The 21,189-nt window shown below is 58.7% G+C and carries 15 protein-coding genes and 5 pseudogenes; 9 read left to right on the forward strand and 11 right to left on the reverse strand.

All coding sequences use genetic code 11. The features are described 5' to 3' along the window. The 5 genes and pseudogenes from DH08_RS06170 to DH08_RS06185 all read left to right on the forward strand — a co-directional run. A pseudogene (locus DH08_RS06170) lies at positions 1 to 401 on the forward strand (cation:dicarboxylate symporter family transporter); the annotation flags it as partial. A 316-nt stretch (positions 402 to 717) separates the two neighbouring features. Beyond that, complete coding sequence (locus DH08_RS06175) at positions 718 to 1,431, forward strand: DsbA family protein (RefSeq protein ID WP_192178388.1); 714 nt, start codon at positions 718 to 720, stop codon at positions 1,429 to 1,431. A gap of 238 nt (positions 1,432 to 1,669) precedes the next feature. Beyond that, positions 1,670 to 1,750: pseudogene (locus DH08_RS37320) on the forward strand (nucleotidyl transferase AbiEii/AbiGii toxin family protein); the annotation flags it as partial. Between the two features lie 58 nt (positions 1,751 to 1,808). Continuing rightward, on the forward strand, positions 1,809 to 1,955 hold the full coding sequence (locus tag DH08_RS36050; protein ID WP_246800698.1) for a hypothetical protein: 147 nt from the start codon (positions 1,809 to 1,811) through the stop codon (positions 1,953 to 1,955). A gap of 20 nt (positions 1,956 to 1,975) precedes the next feature. Beyond that, a complete protein-coding gene (locus DH08_RS06185; protein ID WP_192178389.1) occupies positions 1,976 to 2,170 on the forward strand; it encodes a hypothetical protein in 195 nt (64 codons plus the stop codon). Positions 2,171 to 2,961: 791 nt separating this feature from the next. Here the strand turns inward: DH08_RS06185 and DH08_RS06190 are convergent. The 8 genes from DH08_RS06190 to DH08_RS06225 all read right to left on the reverse strand — a co-directional run bounded on the left by DH08_RS06190 (position 2,962) and on the right by DH08_RS06225 (position 15,246). After that, complete coding sequence (locus DH08_RS06190; RefSeq protein ID WP_246800701.1) at positions 2,962 to 4,419, reverse strand: NAD-dependent succinate-semialdehyde dehydrogenase; 1,458 nt, start codon at positions 4,417 to 4,419, stop codon at positions 2,962 to 2,964. A 459-nt stretch (positions 4,420 to 4,878) separates the two neighbouring features. Continuing rightward, complete coding sequence (locus DH08_RS06195) at positions 4,879 to 6,273, reverse strand: M16 family metallopeptidase (RefSeq protein ID WP_192178465.1); 1,395 nt, start codon at positions 6,271 to 6,273, stop codon at positions 4,879 to 4,881. A 7-nt stretch (positions 6,274 to 6,280) separates the two neighbouring features. After that, a complete protein-coding gene (locus DH08_RS06200) occupies positions 6,281 to 7,591 on the reverse strand; it encodes a M16 family metallopeptidase (RefSeq protein WP_246800699.1) in 1,311 nt (436 codons plus the stop codon). A 1,348-nt stretch (positions 7,592 to 8,939) separates the two neighbouring features. Beyond that, a complete protein-coding gene (locus DH08_RS06205; RefSeq protein ID WP_192178391.1) occupies positions 8,940 to 10,475 on the reverse strand; it encodes a class I adenylate-forming enzyme family protein in 1,536 nt (511 codons plus the stop codon). Positions 10,476 to 10,804: 329 nt separating this feature from the next. Continuing rightward, positions 10,805 to 12,412, reverse strand: a complete 1,608-nt coding sequence (locus DH08_RS06210; protein WP_192178392.1) for an acyl-CoA carboxylase subunit beta — start codon at positions 12,410 to 12,412, stop codon at positions 10,805 to 10,807. Position 12,413: 1 nt separating this feature from the next. After that, the gene (locus tag DH08_RS37080) at positions 12,414 to 12,917 is read right to left on the reverse strand and encodes a biotin/lipoyl-containing protein (protein ID WP_192178393.1); all 504 of its coding nucleotides are present in this window, start codon (positions 12,915 to 12,917) and stop codon (positions 12,414 to 12,416) included. A gap of 1 nt (position 12,918) precedes the next feature. Continuing rightward, the gene (locus DH08_RS06220; protein ID WP_192178394.1) at positions 12,919 to 14,394 is read right to left on the reverse strand and encodes an acetyl-CoA carboxylase biotin carboxylase subunit; all 1,476 of its coding nucleotides are present in this window, start codon (positions 14,392 to 14,394) and stop codon (positions 12,919 to 12,921) included. Between the two features lie 597 nt (positions 14,395 to 14,991). Further along, positions 14,992 to 15,246: a hypothetical protein gene (locus tag DH08_RS06225; protein WP_192178395.1), complete on the reverse strand. Its 255-nt coding sequence runs from the start codon at positions 15,244 to 15,246 to the stop codon at positions 14,992 to 14,994. Between the two features lie 188 nt (positions 15,247 to 15,434). On the opposite strand from DH08_RS06225, the gene DH08_RS06230 reads away from it, so the two are divergent. Continuing rightward, the gene (locus DH08_RS06230) at positions 15,435 to 15,647 is read left to right on the forward strand and encodes a cold-shock protein (protein WP_095495993.1); all 213 of its coding nucleotides are present in this window, start codon (positions 15,435 to 15,437) and stop codon (positions 15,645 to 15,647) included. A gap of 245 nt (positions 15,648 to 15,892) precedes the next feature. On the opposite strand, the gene DH08_RS06235 is transcribed toward DH08_RS06230, so the two are convergent. Continuing rightward, the gene (locus DH08_RS06235) at positions 15,893 to 16,357 is read right to left on the reverse strand and encodes a Ros/MucR family transcriptional regulator (RefSeq protein WP_192178466.1); all 465 of its coding nucleotides are present in this window, start codon (positions 16,355 to 16,357) and stop codon (positions 15,893 to 15,895) included. A 594-nt stretch (positions 16,358 to 16,951) separates the two neighbouring features. On the opposite strand from DH08_RS06235, the gene DH08_RS06240 reads away from it, so the two are divergent. Further along, complete coding sequence (locus DH08_RS06240; RefSeq protein WP_192178396.1) at positions 16,952 to 18,004, forward strand: cytochrome-c peroxidase; 1,053 nt, start codon at positions 16,952 to 16,954, stop codon at positions 18,002 to 18,004. Between the two features lie 368 nt (positions 18,005 to 18,372). Next, complete coding sequence (locus tag DH08_RS06245; RefSeq protein WP_192178397.1) at positions 18,373 to 18,729, forward strand: hypothetical protein; 357 nt, start codon at positions 18,373 to 18,375, stop codon at positions 18,727 to 18,729. 5 nt (positions 18,730 to 18,734) lie between these two features. On the opposite strand, the pseudogene DH08_RS06250 reads toward DH08_RS06245, so the two are convergent. Continuing rightward, positions 18,735 to 19,046: pseudogene (locus tag DH08_RS06250) on the reverse strand (YbaK/EbsC family protein); the annotation flags it as partial. A 1,102-nt stretch (positions 19,047 to 20,148) separates the two neighbouring features. Further along, positions 20,149 to 20,444 (reverse strand): annotated as a pseudogene (locus DH08_RS06255) (DUF982 domain-containing protein). A gap of 129 nt (positions 20,445 to 20,573) precedes the next feature. Between DH08_RS06255 and DH08_RS37085 the strand changes: the two are divergent. Next, positions 20,574 to 20,704, forward strand: a pseudogene (locus tag DH08_RS37085) (AAA family ATPase); the annotation flags it as partial. Positions 20,705 to 21,189: the final 485 nt, after the last annotated feature.

Consider the following 21,189-nt stretch of genomic DNA (forward strand, 5'->3'; position numbering starts at 1 on the left):
CCTCGGAGGCCGCGCTGCCCTCGCTCATGGAGAAGATGGAGAAGGCCGGCGCCAAGCGTTCGGTCGTGGGTCTCGTCATCCCGGCCGGATATTCCTTCAATCTGGACGGTATCAATATCCACATGACGCTGGCGGCCCTCTTCATCGCCCAGGCGACGAACACAGATCTCTCGATCGGCGATCGGATCCTGCTGCTTCTTGTCGCCATGCTCCCTTCGAAAGGAGCAGCTCGCATTACCGCTGCAGGCTTCGTCACGTTGGCTGCAACGCTCTTTGTCATCCCGACCGCCCCGCTCGCCGGCATGACGCTGATCCTTGGCGTCGACCACTTCATGTCCGAATGCCGCACGCTGACAAATTTACTCGGCAACGCGGTGGCATCGCTCGTCGTCGCCCGCTGGGGGCCGAGCCGGATGAAGTCCGATCGGCAGAGGCCCTCGCGAGCAGAACCCTCGGCGCTTCGACGGTGGGGGATCAAGACGTCCGGCCCGGCGAAGGGCGGTCGCGGCCGGCCAGCTCGCGCGAGCGCCGCTCAGCCATTGGGGGCAGGGCGTGAAGCCCCCCTAGAGGAATTGCCAGCTGGCGTCGGGACCGAGAGAGCCCCGCAACTTTCCCGTACTCCGGGAAGTGCCGGGCAAGCGATCAAAAGCGATGACCGGGTTTACGCCAAAGGCACCGTTGCTGCCCTGCTGTTCACTGTTAATTGGAGACCGCCCCATGTCCAAGCCAACTCCCGGCCTTGTCATCACGATCGCTCTTCTAGCCCTCGCCCTGCTTTTTTTCGCGCTGGGGGCGATACATCATCCTGCAGTCATAGACTACCTGCAGCAGCTCGAAGACCGACGCCAGCTCGCGGCGGAATTGAAGATCCTGGCGCGGCGCGACGCACTCTTCAATGACCCCGCTGCGCCAACCGCTGGCAATCCGGAAGGCGACGTCGCTCTGGTCACCTTCTTTGACTACAACTGCCTGCCTTGCCGGAAGGCAGCCCTCAATATCCAGCAAGCCATCAGGGACGATCGGAGTCTGAAGCTTGTGTTCAAAGAGTTTCCGTTCCTGGGACCGACTTCCCAATTCGCCGCGGTGGCGGCGCTCGCCTCCCACAAACAGGGAAAATACGAGGCGTTCCACCGCGCCCTGATGGCTTTCCACGGCTTGGTCAACGAAAAGACCACCTTGACCATCGCAGCACATGTGGGCCTCGACGTTGAGCAGCTCGAGCGGGACATGGAAGACCCGGCCATCGCAGACGCCATTGCGCGCAATCGCGCGCTCGCCGGCGATCTGTACATCACCGGCACACCGGCGTTGGTGGTCGGCGACGAAGTTATCCCCGGCGTGGTCGAGGTTGCCAGGCTGCAACGCTACATCGCCGATGCGCGAGCAAAGGCTAACGGTCGGCTTTCCACATCTGCAAAATTGGCATTTTGACTGCATTGGCGCCGGTGCAATCTCACCTTGCGTGCTGCCTCTCGTGCTGGGCTATATCTCATATACGGTCGGCAACGCTATAGTCTGCGGACCATACCGTGCTGTTGGCAGCCGGCTTTCCATATCGGTTCGTGCAAGATAGAACTCTCGCCCGCGCTGCGCGGCCCGGTATTTCCTGAGGAACTACGGGGGTATCGCCGTATCGCCGGCGGTCGAAGAGGAGTTCGGCTACGTCGAGATGCAACTCCTTTCAATCCCCGATCTCTATGCCGGAAAAATTTGCGCCGCGCTCGACCGGCAACATCCGCGCGATCTCTTCGATGTCAAACTGCTGCTCGAGAACGATGGGCTCACCAAGGATTTGGTGAAGACCTTTCTTGTTTTATCTCATCAGCCATCACCGTACGATGGAAGAGCTCCTTCAGCCGACCCGCAAAGCCATTGCCGGCGTCTACGAAGGTAAGTTTTTGCGCATGTCGCAGATCGAAGTCACCCTCGATGGCTGGCCGTTCGTGAGCGGCTGATCACGGAGCTCAATCAGGCATTGACCGACGATCAGCGAAAATTCCTGCTCTCCTTCAAAGCGCGTCGTCCGCAATGGGAACTGCTCGGCATTGAAGGGGCCAATAAACTGCCCGCAGTCCGTTGGAAGCTGCACAATCTCGACCGCATGCCGGAAGAACGGCACCGCCGGGCTTATGAGAATTTGGAACGCGTGCTCGCCCAGAAGAGCAAATAAGCGACACTGTCCACGAATCCGGCCGCCTCCTATCACCGCCCCGACATCCGGATATCTTCAAGACGTGGATAGGGCCGCTCCCCCTGATGGATCATCTCCCGCAGATTCCCGTGTCAGTTCGAGACGAGTGATCTTCAGTAGTCCATCATTGGCTAGATAGACCGGAAGGATAACGGTGTTGTCGCTCTCGGTTACGACATCTTCGATTACGCGGATATATTTATCATGCTCGCCGGGAAGGAGATTGGCTTCTCGGTCCAAAGCTGCGATGGCTCCTGCAAGCCAGTCCGCTGCCCGGATATACTGGTCGAACCACATGACTGATGGATCAGCCGCCCAGCCAGCGTTTGCTAATCGTCGCCCGTCTGCTTTCTCGGCGCGGCATCCCGTGAATTCGATCGCGGTGGCAAGTAGGAAACGATAATTTATCTTCTGGTCGAATCATGACTACGAGCGAGAGATACAGATTGCAGACACCGGCAATCCCCCAAACCGCATTTTGTACCAGATACGATCTAACAACAGCTCGCGATTTCTTGCTCAGGCACGCAATCATGAACGCTGGTTATGCGCGCTGTCGGGGTTCTGGGGCAGAATTGGAAGCGTTTTCGTCGACAATGCAGACGCTTTTCTCGTCAAGAGATATATCCAGCCAGGGTAGTACTTCAGAATTGCGTCTCCACGGGTTGCCGAGCCGCCTGTCGGCTTTCCATCGAGGAGCAATCCTACATTGACATATTCGCAGATCGCTCGCTGGGTTACCCGCTCTGCCAACCGCGCAAGTAGACGCTTCAGATGCCGCCTATGCAAAGGTATTTCATTTCGAGGTAATCCTCGAGGCCATGGCGGGAACCCTCCCGCCCTATGCCGGACTGCTTCATCCCGCCGAAGGGTGCCGCTTCCGAGGACATGCGTCCGGTGTTGATGCCCACCATTCCATATTCCAAGGCCTCGGCTACACGCCAGACACGCTTCAGGTTTGACGCATAAAAATAGGCAGCGAGGCCATAAATCGTGTCATTGGCCTCACGCACGACCTGATCCGCATCTTCGAAACGAATGATCGGGGCCAAGGGCCCAAATGTCTCCTCTTGCGCCACTGTCATTTCGCTGGACACCTCGGTGATGACCGTCGGTTGGAAAAAAGTGCCTTGCTTGCCGATGCGTTTGGCCCCACATCGAATTGTGCCGCCTTTGGAGACGGCATCGGCGATATGGGATTCGATCTTGGCCAGAGCATGCCTGTCGATCAAGGGTCCGATGTCCGCTCCGGGAGCGAAGCCGTCACCAACCGATAGGTTGCGGACTTTCTCCACGAATTTCTCGACGAACTCATCGTGAACGCTCGACTGGACGTAAATGCGGTTCGCCGAAACGCAGGTCTGGCCGGCATTGCGGAACTTCGCCTGGATCGCACCGTCAACCGCAGCATCGATATCGGCATCGTCGAAGGCGATAAAAGGTGCATTGCCACCCAGCTCGAGGCTGACCTTCTTGATCTGGTCCGAGCATTGGCGCATCAGCAGCCGGCCAACCTCGGTCGAGCCGGTGAAGCTGATCTTGCGGACCTTGGGATTGGTGCAGAGTTCGCAACCGACCGCATCGCCTTCGGACGCATAGATCAGGTTGACGACGCCTTCGGGAAAGCCTGCCTGATGCGCAAGGGCGAACATTGCGCCAGCCACGAGCGGCGTCTGTTCAGCGGGCTTGAGGATGATCGTGCAGCCCGCCGCTAAGGCCGGCGAGATTTTGCGCGCCACCATCGAGGCTGGGAAATTCCACGGCGTGATCGTCCCGACGACGCCGATTGGTTGCTTGATCACCAGCATCCGACGGTCCGTTGATGGTGCGGAGATCGTTTCGCCATAGATGCGATTGGCCTCTTCGGCGTACCATTGTAGATACGCCGCCGCGTGCGATATCTCCGACCTGGCTTCCGCAAGCGGCTTGCCCATCTCCGCGGTGAGAATCGCGGCGAGATCGTCGGCGTGGTCGATGATCAACTGATGCCATCGCCACAGAACATCGCTGCGCTCACGTGCAGTCAACGCGGCCCATCCAGGCTGCGCGACATAGGCCTTGTCGATCGCAGCGCGCGTCTCCTCCACGCCCATGTCAGGAAGCTCTGCCAGCACTTCGCCCGTCGACGGGTTGAGGACCTCGAACGTCCGCTCGCTGAGCCGCGTGCCAAGCGCCGGCAGGCGATCAATCGGTCCAAACAGGTCCGGGGATCTCAGGTGTCGGATCATCGGGAGGCACAGGGGCAATAGCGGATTCCTCCCCAACGCAGCGGGTATATATGTCAGCAGTGTGCTTGTGTATTCCGCGACGTCCGGGTTCCTTATAGGGCCTCGGCCAGACAGCTGGTAGGCCACCGTCCCCAAACTGGAATGGGAGGCCACTTTGAATTCTCAAGAAGACGGCTCGCGGTTCTTATTAGCCGAAAATCATCGACACGAACCGGCAGACCGCATGGGGGCCCTGGCACTCGGCCAAAGGCCAAAATCCGGCTTCGCATGAGGTAGGCACCCCTGACAAAGCTGTCGATACCCGAAAATTCTGACCCGCCAACCTCATAAGAAAAACCCCGCCGAAAATCGACGGGGTTGTCAGTGGTCTGGGGTAAAAGGCCTGTCTGCTCACCAACCGGACCTCTCCCCGTGAAAAAGCCTCACAAGGAGAGAAGGGAGATGGCTCGGGTCCTGTACTCATCCTTTGCCCGCGAGCGGCGGGCCGATCACCATAGTGGCGGGATCGGCGGAAAGCAGCTTCTTCGCCACTGCCTTGACCTCTTCGAGCGTCACCTGATCGATGAGGGCGGCGCGGCGCTCGATGTGGTCGATGCCGCGATGGTCGAGCTGCAACCCGACGAGTGTGGCTGCAATCGAGCTGGATGAATCCAGATGGTTGATCGCAAAGGCGCCGATCAGATGTTTCTTGCTCGCCTCGAGTTCGGCCTCCGTGGGCCCCTGCTGTGCCATCTGCTTCACCACCTGATGCACGATGCTCAGTGTCTCGACGACGCGGTCCGAGCGTGTCGCCGTCGTAACCAGCAGTTCATGAGAATGCTCGTAACCGGTCAGATAAGAACCGACGCCATAGGCAAGGCCGCGCTTTTCCCGCACCTCCTCCCACAGGCGCGACGTGAAGGGCGAGCCGCCCAGGATATCGTTCATCAGCAGCGCGGCGAAGAAATCCGGCTCGCTGCGTCCGACGCCAGGAAAAGCCAATTGCAGCGAGGTCTGCGGAAGCTCGTAGTTCACCTCCACCTGCTGTCCGAGTTTTGCGGCGACATCGGCAACGGGGGAGAGCGTCTGCTTCTCGTGCAAATCGCCGAACAGCTGGTCGAGCTTTTCACTCAGGCTCGTCGCGTCAATGTCGCCGACAACGGCAACATGGAGCCCGTCGCGAGCGAAAATGGCCTTGTGGAAGGCGCCGAGATCGGCCGGCGTGATGCCGGCGAGGCTCACTTTGGTACCTTCGTCCGGCCTCGAATAGGGATGCGTGCCATAGATCGCGCGCAGCCATTTGCGCTGAGCGATCGCCTCGGGGTCGCGCTCATTGGCGATGATGCCGGAGAGGAGCTGGGCACGGATGCGGTCGACCGGCTCCTGGTCGAAGCGCGGCCTGTTGATCGCGAGCCTGAGCAGATCGAAAGCGGCGTCCTGTTGTTCCGAAAGCATGCGCATCGAGCCATGGATGCCGTCGCGTTGCGCGTCGAAGCTCATCTCGGCGCCGGCATCGTCGAACTTCACTTGAAAGGCCTCGCTGTCGAGATCGCCGGCACCCTCGTCGAACAGGCCGGTCATCAGATGAATGAGCCCCTCCTTGCCGACCGGGTCCTGGGTGGTGCCGCCCTTGAAGACGAAGCGGACCGAGATGATCGGCACCGTATGGTCCTCCACCAGCCAGGCGGTGATGCCCTTTTGCGATTTCACCTCTTGGATGTTCATAGCCGCATGGGCGGCGAGCGCCGGCAGGATGAGGAAAAGGACGGCGAGGAGGAGGATGGCCAGCGGGGTGGCGAGGCGCGCGACGCTGCCTTCTGCCGCTGAAAGCGGAAAAGGCAGGGCTTGTGCAAAGGCGGCACGGTGTTGGTTCATCGTCACATCAATTCTCCGTCTTGGGCAAGAGATAGCCGGTAGTCGAATGGTCGGACACGAGATAGCGGGCGGCAACCGCTTTGATCTGATCGGGGGTGACCTTGCGGATGCGGTCCGGCCATTCCTCGACATCTTTTACGGTGCCGCCGGTGGCAAGCGTCGAGCCATACATGTCGGCGAGATAGTCCTGTTCGTCTTGGGCGAAGATCAACGTGCGGACATAGCGGTCTTTGGCCTTGTCCAGCTCCTCGCTGGTGACACCATCCTTGGCGATGCGGGCGACTTCGGCATCGGCCGCGGCTTTTAGGTCGGCAAGGCTTGCACCGCCGCGCGGCGAGCCGTGGACGGTGAACTGGGTGTCATCCAGCATGTCGCCCTGAAACGAGGCGCTGGCCTCGGTGGCTATTCCCTGTTTCACCACCAACTGCTGATAGAGCCGGCTGCGGGTGCCGCCGCCGAGGATCTCGGCCAGCAGGTCGAGCGCCTCGGCCTCGCCATGCTCGGCTGTCCGATAAGACGGCACCACCCAACGCGTCGAAAAGCTCGGCAGCGACACGCGCGCGTCACTGCGCGTCACCGTGCGCTTAGTGTTCTGCTCCGGCTCGACCGGCCGGACTCGCGGCAGCAGCTCGGGTCCGCGCGGAAGCTTGCCATAGGTCTTCTCGGCCAGCGCCTTCACAGTCTCCGGCTCGACATCGCCCGCCACCACCAGCACGGCGTTGTTGGGGTTATAATATTTGTTGTAGAAGGCGATGGCGTCGGCGCGGTTCAGCTGCTCCATCTCCTGCATCCAGCCGATGATCGGGATGCGATAGGGGTGGTTCTGCCATAACGTCGCGTCGACCTCCCCTTCCAGCACTGCCTGCGGATTGTTGTCGATGCTCGATCGGCGCTCCTCCAGGATCACGTCGCGCTCGGTCTTGATATCATCGTCGGTGAGGCTGAGGTTGCGCATACGGTCGGCCTCGAAGCCCATCATCTGCTCCAACGCCGAGGGCGCCACTCTCTGGTAGAAGGCAGTAAAGTCGTAAAAGGTGAAGGCATTGTGCGAGCCGCCGATCTCGGCCACCGCGCGGTTCAGCTCGCCGGCGGCGTGATTGGCCGTGGCCTTGAACATCAAATGCTCGAAGAAATGCGCGATGCCGGATTTCCCGATTGGCTCATCGGCGCTGCCGGCCTTGTACCACACCATATGGGTAACGATCGGCGCGCGGTGATCGGGGACGACGACCACCTCCATGCCGTTGTTGAGCAGGAAATCCGCCACTTTGCCGTCGTCGGTGGCGGCCAGAACCGGAGCTGTCGTCGCGAAGACCAAGGCGGTCGCAATGAATGCCCTGCGCAGCCATCGAGACGAAAGTTTGGTGGATGGCTCCGGTCGTGGTGGCCGGACGATCGGCAAGGCTCGAGGCGAAGTAATTTGTTCCTCATTTTGAAGGCGCTGCGACCCCGTCTCCCCCTGTGGGAGAAAGTAGACCGGTAGGCAGCGCCGATCCACCCGAGCCGTCTGCATGTTGCAAGGCCTTGCTCGATCCTCATCTTTGGATGCGTCCGAGAGACGTGCGGCGTTATTTTTTGGTGAGGTGATCATTGGGACGGCTTCTCCTTGGTCCGTGACGCGTTTGCGGATGACCGTGCACGTGCCGTGCCAAATGAGAAAACCGCTTCGGCAATGTGATTAATCGGACTCTGCTATTGTTGCGTATCCGACATTGTCGGACATCCGACAGCGCCGAACGCGAAGCGCTTGCGGCTTGGGACGATATCTTGTTCGTGCGGAAGACGCTTGAGCGTGCTGCCGCGGAGGGGATAGGAAGCTTCTCGAATTGGCCGCGGCACTGAGAGGGTTGGAATGGAGACGATGGTGGTCGCCGCAGAACGCTATCCTCGACAGGCCAGGCCAGGGTCGACGCTGAACGAGCAGCAGAGTCAGGAGCGTGGCCGGTAGGAAAGAGCTGGCCGCCAGGCTATCCGCAGCGGAGGTGGCGGAGAGGCGAGGGGAGCTTGGCAGCCGACGTCAAGGGAGGCCGTTCAACGGCACCTGGCTAGAGCGTGGCATCGCCGGCTCTGGCCTCGGCAGCGCGCTTGATCAGTTGTCAGCGTTGTCCAAAACTATCCGGGATCGCGAGGCAATGTGCGTACACCTCCCGACAAAATCGCGGGGCTGCTAGACGCTGCGCCGTGCACCCAAGTCGACAGAGAGCGCTTAGCCGTTTTGAAAAACCAACAAAACAAGGCAGCGACGGAGGTGCTCTTGGCGTGTTTCATATCGGCGTGCCTTCTTCAATGTCCGGAGCGGACCACGAAACCGCAATCGCCATCCTCAGGACGCTGAGACATTGCGGCTAATGACATGATCATATATCGGCGGATGCGAGGACGAAGGCCTTGCGCGGCGCTGATCCCGCCGGGCGACCGCAGCTGCAGCTGGTCGAGATTTGGTAAAAAGGATCGACGGTCGAACGGCGATTGGTGGGCGGCATGAGCAGCCCTAGATATTAGGCTGCGCGTCCAGAATCTAAATTCGCGACAGAATCACAGGCGACAGCCTCCGAACCTTTCGCCAAGGCCGGGTTCGGATAGCACCGCCACAGCCGCATTCACCTTGAATCGCAAGTTCACCTGGGGCCGTAAAGGAACGCCGTCATCGCGCGAGGCGCCGTTCTTCAATTGCTGCCTCTTTGCTGGCTTGATCGCGCATCGCGCTCTTTCAGAATAGAGTGCTGGATCTTGCCCAACGCCGTTCGCGGCAATTCTTTGGTGAAAATAAACTCGCGCGGGACTTTGAAACGGGCGACCTGGGACTGCACATGGGCAGCCAATGCTTCTGCTTCGATCCGAGCCCCCGCCCGCCTGATCACGTAGGCGACCGGCACTTCATCCCAGCGCGGATCCGGCCGGCCGACGACAGCGCATTCTGCGACATCGGGGTGGTCGTTAAGCACACGCTCGACTTCCGCCGGATAGATGTTTTCGCCGCCGGAAATGATCAGGTTCTTTTTGCGATCACGGACCCAAAAATAACCGTCGGCATCGCGGTGACCCAGATCGCCACTGCGATACCAGCCGTCACGCAGCGCCTCTCGGGTCGCTTGTTGATCGCGCCAATATTCATAGAGGACGTTGGGGCCCCGCACCGCGATTTCGCCCGGTACGCCTGGCGGCAACTCCTTGCCAGCGTCGTCGATAATCATGGCTTCGCAGCATAGTCCCGGTAGGCCAGTCGACCCCTCGCGCGAAAGATCACCGCCGAGCCTCGTATAGATGGCGAGGGGACAAGTTTCCGTGGAACCGTAGACCTGCAGTACCGGTACCCCACGAGCAGTAACGCGCTCGATCAAATGTTGAGCTACAATTGTCGAGCCGGTCGAAACAGCTTTTAAGGACGATAGATCGGTTGTCGTCCATTCGGTGTGGTCGGCCAACGCTTGAATGGTCGTCGGTACCAATGCCGTAAGCGTTGGCCGATCGCGCTCGAAGGCAGTAAGTGTCGCGTCTGGCGCAAACCGGGAATGGATCGTGACCGTCGCACCATGATGCAATGCCGGAGTGGTCTGAATGTTGAGCCCGCCGACGTGAAAGAATGGCAATACCGACAGCACATGATCCTCAGAAGTCAGGGCATGCATGTGCTGACTCATCACCCCATTCCAGAGCAATGCTTCTTGGCGCAGGACCGCGCCTTTCGGCCGTCCGGTAGTGCCAGAAGTGTAGATGATCAAAAGCGGACAGCTCAAGTCGGCATCTGGGTTGCGGCCATCGCCATTGCCTTGGTCCAACAGGTCGCCCCATGTACTCCCGCGAGGGGGAGCGAAGTCGAAACCGACGACGAAGATGTCGGGCGCCCTGTGTGCCAGAGGCGGCAGCAGTGCCGCAAAGGCCTGCTCAACCACTACCACCTTTGCATCGGCGTTGCACAAGATGAAGAGCTGCTCAGCCACGGAGAGGCGCCAGTTCAAAGGCACCAAAATCGCGCCAATACGCGCACAGGCATAGAGGAGGACCAGGTAATCAGGTCGGTTTAGGCTGAGGATAGCCACGCGGTCGCCTTTATTGACTCCGAGCCCGGTGCTCAGGGCGCGAGCTGTTTGCTCAATGCGTTGGCCTAAGGCGGCGTAGCTCAAGCTCTCGCCCTCGAACCGGATTGCCGGCTTGTCGGGAGCAAACGCCGCGTTGCGGTCTATCAGCGTGCAGAGATCCATCGTCAGCCATCCTTTTGTCCGGGCCCCTAGAGAGCCTCTCTCCCGACGTGGACAACGCCATTTCGGGGCTCGATTACCTCGTCTGCCTTTAACGCCGCAGTCTCGTCGCAATTACTCTCGCGGTTGGTGGAAAGGTTGAGGCATCGCAGGCGTTTCATATCATCGGCTATTCAGCCAAGACTGATCAGCGGCTACGTGTCATCACATATCGCCCCTCCCGCAAACGACCCTGCTCGACCGATGCGCCTGGTCGAGATCACTGCCAGTGCGGTCCCGGTGTCCGCGAGCGGCCGCGATAGGCCTAATGTGCATTTTGACAGATCGGAACACTACATTCTGAAGACGCCGTAACGCGGCGTTTCGATGGGAGCATTGAGCGAAGCACTCACGGCTATGGCGAGCGCGTTTCTGGTATCGGCGGGATCAAGAATCCCGTCGTCCCAGATCTCAGAGGTTGCGTAGTATGCGCTTGACCGCTCCCTGTATTCTTCTGAAATCGACTCTCGAATAGCCTCGAACTCCTGCTCCGACAGCTGCCTACCGTCGACGGCCAGTTGCTTTGCCTTGATATCCGTCAGGACTCGCGTCGCTTGATCGATACCTATGGCTGAAATCTGAGCCTGCGGCCAGGTGAACAGAAAACGCGGGTCGAAGGCTCGCCCTGCCATGGCGAATGCTCCTGCTCCGTGAGAATGGCTACAAATGACCGTGAATTTAGGCACCGACGCCCCCGAAAGGGCCATGATGAGCTTTGCGCCATTCTTCGTGATGCCACCTTGCTCATAGTCGCGTCCGACCATGAAGCCGGTGATATTTTGCAGGAATAACAGGGGCGTCCGATTCATGTCGCACAATTGGATGAAGTGTGCGCCCTTCAGCGCACTGTCGCCGAAGAGCACGCCATTGTTCGCAAGAACACCGATTTGATATCCATGAAGGCGCGCGAAACCGCACACCAGAGATCGGCCGTAGCGTGGCTGGTATTCGTGGAACCGGCTGCCATCGACTAAGCGGGCGATAATCTCCCGCATTTCAAAGTGCGCTCGAGGATCCTTTGGAATTATGCCGTACAATTCAGACGCAGGATATGCAGGCGGTTCGGGAGCGACTCGATCGATCGGGGCTTTCTCGATACGGTTGAAACGGGCAACGATGTCGCGGGCGATGGCGATCGCGTGCATCTCTGAGTTTGCGAGATAGTCAGCCGTTCCCGATACGCTGGTATGCATGTCAGCACCGCCGAGCTCTTCGACAGACACGTGCTGGCCGGTCGCAACTTTCACGACCGATGGGCCGCCGAGAAATATCGCTCCGCTTCCCTGCACGATAATGTTGTATTCGCTTAGCGCAGGGACGTAGGCCCCTCCCGCAATGCAATGGCCCATCACGACGGCGACCTGCGGCACGCCCATCTTCGAGAGAATGGATTGGTTGTGGAAGATTCTGCCCGCGTGGTGGCGATCGGCGAAGAACTCCGCCTGCAAAGGCAGGAATCCTCCACCACAGTCGCAAAGATGAACAACGGGCAGACGATTTTCGATTGCTATATCCAAAGACCGTACGATTTTCTTGACCGACAGCGGATACCATGCGCCACCCTTCACGCTCGCGTCATCCGCGTGAACAATCACCTCGCGACCCGCTACGATACCGATGCCGACGACCTGCGCTGCGCCAGGCACCTCGCCGTCATAAGCCTTGTTCGCAGCCAGTGTGGAAAGTTCGAGGAACGGAGTTTCCGGATCGAGCAATGCCTCGACCCGTTCACGAACAAAAAGCTTGTTCTGTCGCCGTAGGCGCTCACGATCCCGCTCTGGACGGTTGAAGCGCACGGCACGCTGGTGCTCCTTTAATTCGGCTGCAAGCCGTCTGTTGTGGAGCTCATTGAGACGAAATTCCTGCGATTTGACGTCGACTAGAGAAGTGATCCGCTGCATCTCAATGCCCTTCCGCTGAGAGCGTAACCAGCACTGCGTCTTGCTCGAAGCTCTCGCCTTCTTTGAAGTGTACTCGGTCGACCACGCCGTCCTGTGACGAGCGTATGACGGTTTCCAGCTTCATGCTCTCGATCACCATCAGCGCCGTGCCTGCGGCAATCGCTTCACCAGGCAAAACACTTGTTGCAACGACGACGCCCGGCATCGGCGCGCGTGCGACGAGCTGACCTGCGTCCTGTTCCGCGAGAGCAAGCGTTGACAATGGGTCTCGGTAGCGCAACACACGCGTCCTGCCCCGAATATGCAGGTGAATGGTGTCACCATCGATGGCGAACCTGACCGGCTCTCTTGCGCCGGCAATGGTAAGGATGCCGCGTCCATCGCCTTGAGGGCAGAAATCGATCGGGGCCGTCACCTCGTCGCCCAAGTGAAGGCGATAGCCCTGCTTACAGGGTGAAAGCCATAACTGACAATCTACGCCTTCCAGCTCCAAGAAGTGGTTCACGTCAGTTTCTCCAACTGCCCAGGGACGCGTGAAGCTCAGGCACGGCATCTGCCGAATCGCGGATTGGTCGCGTTAGGAGGGCGGCGGCTGCCAGGAACGCCGACAAGTCGGACCCAAATTCGCCTGCGGCACGGTGCGGATTTTCGTCGAGATATCCAGTATGGACTTGCCCGATTAGAAACTGTTCGTCCGCGAGGACGCGCGCGAGGAAACTCGCGTTTGTTTCGCAGCCGAGGAGTACCAGCTCCTGCATCGCGCGTTCAGCTTTGAGTGCAGCTTCAGTGCGCGTGGGCGAATGCACGATGACCTTTGCCAACATGGAATCGAAGGCTGTCGTAATCTGCTGACCTTGCAAGATGCCACTGTCGATCCGTACGCCTGCACCGACCGGATAGTCGAGGACCAATATCTTGCCGGTCGTAGGAGCAAAGTCGCGTGCGGGAGCTTCAGCATATACCCGGGCCTCGATTGCGTGTCCTGCCAAGACGATATCAGGTTGTGAAAGTCTAAGTTCGTGGCCCCCCGTGACATGGATCTGTTCGGCAACAAGATCGATGCCAGTGATCATTTCGGTGACGGGATGCTCCACTTGCAGACGCGTATTCATCTCGAGGAAATAGAACTCGCTCCCGTCGAAGATGAATTCCACAGTCCCTGCATTTCGATAGTTGGCGGCTCGAGCGATGTCGACGGCAGTTTCACAGATTTTCTTGCGCAACTCCGGGGAGAGCGCTGGCGAGGGCGCCTCCTCAATGACCTTCTGGAACCTGCGCTGCACCGAGCATTCCCGCTCGAACAAATGAATGACATTTCCGAAGGAGTCGCTAAGCACCTGCACTTCGATATGCCGCGGCTTTTCGATATATCGTTCGATGTAAAGCCGAGCATCTGCGAAGTACCGCTGCGCCTCACTGCGTGCCTGCACAATAGTGTGTTCCAGTGCATCGAGGTCGCGCACGATCCGCATGCCCTTGCCGCCGCCGCCGGCGGATGGTTTCACCAGCAAAGGCGCTCCAATGGACCGTGCGCGCGAAATGAACGTTGCTGGATCATCCTCCTCGATCGCCGAAGGCGCGACGGGAAATCCATTCCGCTGAACGAACTTGCGGGCCCGGATCTTGTCACCCATCAATCCGATATTTTCAGGAGTAGGTCCGATGAACATGATGCCGGCCTCCAACACCTTGCGAGCAAACTCTGCATTCTCCGACAGAAATCCATAGCCCGGGTGAATTGCCCCGGCGTTCACCTCGTGGGCGGCAGCGATGATTTGAGCGGTATCGAGATAGGCCGCGACTGGTGTGCGACCGCTTATGGGAATCGCCACGTCGGCCATTGACACGGCTGGCGTGTCCGCATCGACCTCGTGGTAGACAATTGCAGAGCGCAGCTCCAGCTCGCGCAGCGTCTTTATGATTCGTATGGCGATCTCGCCTCTATTAGCGATCAGAACTGTATCAAAGGGTAATTTTCGCATTATCCCATTTTTCCAGGAACAGAGCTGGGGTAGTATTGTGGTTATTCGCAGTTTAGGTGGCGGCCTACCTCAAGCTGTTGGGCCAATCATCCAAGATAGATACTGCCATTCGAGAGCCGAAATCGCACGTTGTTTGCATAGCCATTTTCGGCAACGGAAATGGACTTCGCTAATTATAGCCTGGCGCAGCTAGGATCTGGCGCAGCCCCGATTGAAGGCAGAACATCTAATTGCTTCGCCATCTGCGAAAGTGCCGAAAGCACACTTTACAGTTTGCAGTTTGGATCAGAAATTCTTCTTCTCCGTTCAGTCGTCGGGACAAGCAGAAACCGTGACAATTTCCGCCGATCGGGTTCTTCGGTGCTGGGCGGTTAAGTGGGCGACAAAGAGGGGCCTTGCGTGGGCGCCTCGCCGAGTGCGCTATTTGAACGTTTCCTTTTCCGATCGGGGCTGCGATGCTGGAAAGGTGAGCAGTTGCAGCCGCCGCTGGCTGAGGAGGCGACGGAGTTTTGCACACGCCATGCAGGCAGTTTTGCGTGCTGGTTAGCCGACGAGCAGATCGATACCTTCTAACCGGGACCGGCTCTAAGCTCAAGGCTATGATGCCAACAACAGCCTGACCTTGGTCAATTTCATGTGTGCCAACCGCGCCGGATAGTGGAACATCTCTTGGGTGCTTTCTATAACAAACACCAGGGTCATCAAATCAAGCAGGAAGTCGTCGATCGCTTGGGCGATTGTTTGTGACTTATCGTCGAACTGATCCGCGCGCCTATATCGATCGCGTCCGCGCTGGCCGCATCGATTAACGCCTCGATCCTTTCGAAACGATCCAATTCCGAACTCCTTCAAGCCTCGCCAAGGCTATGCACTAGGTGGCGAAGTGAACCACCGGCCGTTGATCCAGCGGCGCGAGCCACCATCAGCAGATCGAGCCGGGTCGTGCAATTTTTCGTTTTTGCTTTGCCTAAAGTCTCGGTTATGAATCGGACTGGCCCGATGGCCTGCCAACGTTGCAATTGTTACAAAGGAATACGCATATGGCGACCGGAACAGTGAAGTGGTTTAACAGCAGCAAGGGATTTGGATTTATCCAGCCCGACAATGGCGGTCAGGATGTTTTCGTCCACATTTCCGCTGTCGAACGCGCCGGTCTTTCGACCCTCAATGAAGGTCAGAAGATCAACTATGAGATCGAACAGGACCGCCGCACTGGCAAGTCATCCGCTGGCAGCCTCAGCAAAGCTGGCTGATTTTCGGCTGCGTCCCGCAAGAGCCGGAAGCACGCGGCACGTCCCGGATGGGCTGACCCGCTCGACAAGAGTGGGCGAGAACATGGCTGGACCGGAGAATTCGGTAGATTGCTGCAAGCCGTCGCGAATTCCTGAAAGCAGGCTGTCTGCAAAGACAAGGCGGGGTTGCTCCCCGCCCTTTGATATTCCGCGCAGATCATGCCAATGGCAGCAACGCACTCCAAAACGAATCTCGGTTGCCGAAATCAAGCCTCGACCTTCTTGCGGGTCCGCTTCGCCGGCGCCGGCGTTTCCGGCTCCTTCGGTTTGCGGCCGAGCCCCATCGTCTTGGCCATCGCCGAGCGCGCCGCGGCGTAATTCGGCGCGACCATGGGATAATCCGCCGGCAGGCCCCATTTGGCGCGATACTCATCCGGCGTCAGCCCATGGTGAGTCGACAGATGGCGCTTTAGCGATTTGAATTTCTTCCCGTCCTCAAGGGAGATGATGTAATCCGGTGTCACCGACTTCTTGATCGGGACTGCAGGCTTGACGACCAGCGGCTCTTCTGCGGAGACGCTTCCGGCTGTGCCTTTCAAGGCCGCATGCACTTGGCCGATCAGAGCAGGGAGGTCCGCCACCGGAACCGGATTGTTGGAGACATAGGCTGAGACCACATCGGCGGTGAGCTCGATGAGGGTGTCGATGTTGTTGTCGGCTTCTTCTGTCATGAAACTCTCCGGACGGCTTGAAACATAGTCGGCGAAGCGTCGCTTCATAGTGAGGGTTGCCGCTGAACGCAACAATTGTCTCGACAAGATCATTGCGATGCTCATCCAGCATCGAGTGTCTACAGCGCCGCATCCCACCGTCATGCACGTCGATCCGCTCGATGTTGGCTGTCCCGTAACTGGGTCGGAGTTTGCTTTGATTCTCGATCCCCTCCGTTTGAATTTTGCAAAATGAAAAAGCCGAAGGTGTTTCGCGCCGCTGAAGGCTTCGTAAGTCATCGGATACACGGCTTCGACCTTCATGGTCTCCATGATGCTTTCCGTCTTGACATTGTCATGGTGATCGTCGCCACGCCCCGAGGAACCAACCAGGCCGTCAGCGCGAACAAATTGCGATGGCGCCTGCCACGTGTTGGGATCGACGGTCGGAGCGATGGACACAGCCTGGTGGCGGCTTGCGTCATTCGATCGCAGGCCAGATCGAATTCTGGCCGTCCGTCAGGCCCGGTCCTCTCCCGCCGTTGATCTAGCGCAGGGCATTCACGAACCGCATATCCCACAATGGCTTCCGTGCACAACACTCGGAGATCATTCATGAAAATGCTATTTACTACGATAGCTGTCGCCTTGCCGACAGCCACCGCCTTTGCTGCGGAACCGATCGCCGCTGACATCAGAGCAACGGCACTGGCCACTTTCAAGGCTTTGCCATCCACGCCGGCAGTCGCCAACAACCCGATCACACCGGAAAAGATCGCCCTCGGCAAGGCACTGTTCTTCGATCCGCGCGTCTCGGCGTCAGGCGTTTTGTCGTGCAACTCGTGCCACAACTTGGCCACCGGGGGCGACGACAATCTTGAAACCTCGATCGGCCATGGTTGGCAGAAAGGACCCCGCAACGCGCCGACGGTCCTGAACGCTGTCTTCAACATCGCGCAGTTCTGGGATGGTCGCGCCGAAGACCTGAAGGCTCAGGCCAAGGGACCGATCCAAGCCGGTATCGAAATGGCCAACACACCAGGTCAAGTGATCGCGACGCTCAAGTCGATGCCGCAATATGTCGATTGGTTCAATGCAGCTTTCACAGGTGAGGCCGATCGCGTCACCTTCGACAACTTGGCCAAGGCAGTTGAAGCCTTTGAGGCGACATTGGTCACGCCGGCCGCCTTCGACGCCTTCCTCAATGGCGATGACGCCGCCATGACTTCCGAACAGAAACAGGGCCTGGCGCTTTTCATTGAGAAAGGGTGCTCGTCCTGCCATGCCGGTGTCAACGTTGGTGGGCAGGACTTTTACCAATTCGGCCTTATGGAAAAGCCCAGCGCCGAGGTCCTGCCGGAAAAAGACAAGGGCCGCTTTGCCGTCACCAATAAAGCTGATGATTCCTATGTTTTTCGCGTGGCGCCGCTGCGCAACGTGGCGCTCACCGCGCCATACTTTCATTCGGGCAAGGTTTGGGATCTGAAACAGGCCGTGGCCATCATGGGGACTACCCAGCTCGGCGAAGAATTGAAGGCCGAAGAAGTCGACCTGCTCGTTGCCTTCCTTAACTCGCTGACCGGAAAGGTACCCGAAGTCGTCTTGCCTATCTTACCCGCCGAAACGGCGACAACGCCTCGACCTGCATCGCAGATCCTAGGAAAATAAATGGCCGGAGCTGACTACGGAAAGTCGCAATCAAGAATGATTGCGACCATTGCTGGGAAGAGACGATCGCGACCTCTTTGAGAAGGCAATGCTTCGCATGAGCCCAAAGTGCAGACAATGCTTCCGCCGCCAACTCGTTGCGATCGCATCGTCATAGGTATCTGGCGCGAGTCAGGCCAAAGAGGTTCGAAAAGTTGGAGGATTGGCGCAGATACGACAACAGGAGCACCATATGGGGCGATAGGACACAGGGCCCCGATCCCCGGTCTCAGCTCTCTTGACTAATTGGCGGCGATGTACAGGAATTTTCCGAGATCTTAGTCTCAAACTGGACAAAGGCCTGCTACGGCTGAGGGAGGGAGGAACGCTTGGACGAGCACGATCCGAAGGAAGAGCTGATCGAGACGATTTTCCGCAACGGCACAATCACGGTCGTGGGCATCCTGCTTGCCTTTTCGCTCGGCTTCGTCACGCATTGGGCGGCGAACCCGGTGCCGTGGCGGTTCTACGACCTGTTCGCCGTGGTGCCGATCCTGGTCGGCATCGCCCTGCAGATGCGGGCGCTGTCCATGCTGCTCGAGATGAGTTCGCTGCGCCGACCCATCTATGAACGCGCGAACCGCATCTTCATGGCCGGGCTCATCCTGACCGCCTGCGGCGTCGGACTGGCAATCTTGCTCGACGTCTTCGCGGTGGCGGCAAAGGGAACGCTGCCCGGTACTTAGGCCTGTCACTGCGCTTTGGCGCTGCCGCTCATCGCTGTCAGTCGATTATTGCATCCGCCGCAGGTCCGGCATCTTGGCAGTGTCGCACCATTTGGCGCCCTTACTGCTGCATTGGCTTCGCCGGGCGCCGGCACCACTTGATCGTAGGCGCGCAGCGACATATCGCAATAGACCAGCAGTGGCGAGGCGAGGCCGAAGGGGCAAACGCCTCCAACCGGGTGGCCGCTGATTTCCACCACCTGCTCGGCGTCCAGCATGCTTGGCTTGCCGCCGAACGCATCACGCGATTTGCGGTTGTCGATGCGCGCGTCAAGCCGCCGACGGCGACGCCGATGCGACTAGACTTAAATTAGCGGATGTTAAATTTAGAGCGTTTCGGCTTGCCGGAAATTAGGGTCTCGGTGGCATAGGCGCGCATGGTTTTCGGGTGTTGGCAGGAAGACCGATGCGCGGGCGTGGATGGATCAGAGCGTTGCGTCAGGACGAGGCTCGGCAGGTGCGTGCGCGCATATAACTGGAGCGCGACCTCATGGGGACCATACCAATGGGGCGCCATCGACGTTTCGAAGCCGGACATGAACTTCGCAATGCGAAGTTCCACCTGGAGCGTTTCGAGGAATGCATCGTCTAAATACCGGAGAAATGTAAGCGTTAGCGAAGCTTGGTCCCTCTCAATCCTTGCCGCGCTGTCGGCTGGTCGGCGCCGAACATATGACGCGTGTATCCTCGGGAAGAGCCGCTCGCGGGAAATCCGCCTGCGCGGATGGGTGAGCTACTCGACCACGATCCGACGAAATGTCGCGCTCTACAACACGCCGTTGATATCTCGGCGACGATGCCGGGTCAAAGAGCGGGAACTAAGCCACTTCGGAACGGCCAGACTGGTGACCTCTCTCCAACTAAGTTCAAGCGGCGGCTTGAAGACCAAGAGTTGTCGTTTCTTTTTTCGGGATTTGCCCGAAAAATCTTTAGCACAGACCTGAGTATTGTGGTCCCCCTGTCGTATTTCCAGTGGGTGTTGCACGGTAGAGTGACAGCGCTTCGCCGTGTGCGTGGCGGGAAGCGCAGGAGGCCACGGCAAAGGCTGAAACACGGTAAGGCGGCGCAGACCGTCACACTTTCAAAAAAGACCATTCTCCAAAGGGGATCGTCATCATCGATCGGGCGGTCGGGAAGCTCGGCCGGGCTGAAGGAGAACGATGGCATGATGCGGCCAGGAGATGGATGGCGTGATCCACGCCAGGCACCTGCACGGATCACCTCCCCAAAATGGGGATCCGGTCCCGGAATCGAGCCGCCGTCGCGAGATTTTCGCGGCCCTGGAGGCTTCGCTGTCTGCTGTCCACAGGCCGAAGCGCGCAGCAGATGAGAGCCGGGGGCGGGTGCGCCCTGCGCCAGCCTCACAGATTTCGCCGACGCCTACATTTTTCCGCTGCCCGACTTGCAGGCAGCGAGCCACTGCATCGCGGAGGTTGCATCCTCCAATATGGCGGTCCTTTTCGCAAAGCCGAAAAAGCCATTGCGCGCTACACTTACAGGTTTTCGCCCATCATATGCATCATAGCACGCTCTGAGAGCGGCTTCGTGGATCGGATCGTTGCGATCTCCCGGCCACTCATTGAGGACATCGATAGCGTCCGCAAGGCTGGCAATCATTGCACGATATACGTTGCACGCTTCACGAAAAGTGGGCTGCTGAAAGCCTCAGAGTTTATTCGGTCCTCCCGATCTGCTGAACAGCAAGTTTGCGTGACGAGGCGCCTCATCGTCACCCGCCGACGATTGCAAAATGTGTTGTCAGGGCGATGACAGTTTCAAGAGGAAAGCAGCGCATACTTTTCTTTGCCAAGACCGACCTGCTGATTCTCGATGACCGGGGACCGGAAAATGACGACCAACGTCGCGACCTCCGTAGATCATTGAGGACCGCTACGAAGGACGCTCAACCATCGTCATAAGCCAGGTGCCCGTGGATCGCTGAGTTGCACGCTCTCTGTTGCCTATCTGTTCGATTATCCGGTTGACAAAGTCCAGCCATGACAGGCCGGAAGGTGGAGCGCTCCACCAAGCCACGTTGCGATGAGATCGAAGTCACCCCCGAGATGGAGGCGGCTGGGGCTGAGGTGATTGATAATCTGGTAGGGGACGCCAGACTAGAGTTTGTGGCTCGGGAGGCTTATCGAGCGATGGTCTTGGCACGAAAGCGCGAGGATTGCCGGCGGCCATCTTGAATGAGGAGTCAGTGTCGCTCGCGAGGGCGAACCCGAACATAGTGTAGTCGTGGATTTCGTCCGCTACACGTCTCAATTCCTCAAGCGTAACTGGGCAGACGATCTGCTGGCCCGATTTATTGTACTTTGCCAACACAATGCCGCCGACGTTTCGCGACTCGCTTGTGAAGCGACCATTAAAGCTTGAGTGCATGATATTGTTGCGGTTTTGCGTACACAAATTGTAGCC

This window comes from Mesorhizobium amorphae (genome assembly GCF_014843845.1).
Lineage (GTDB): Bacteria > Pseudomonadota > Alphaproteobacteria > Rhizobiales > Rhizobiaceae > Mesorhizobium > Mesorhizobium amorphae_A.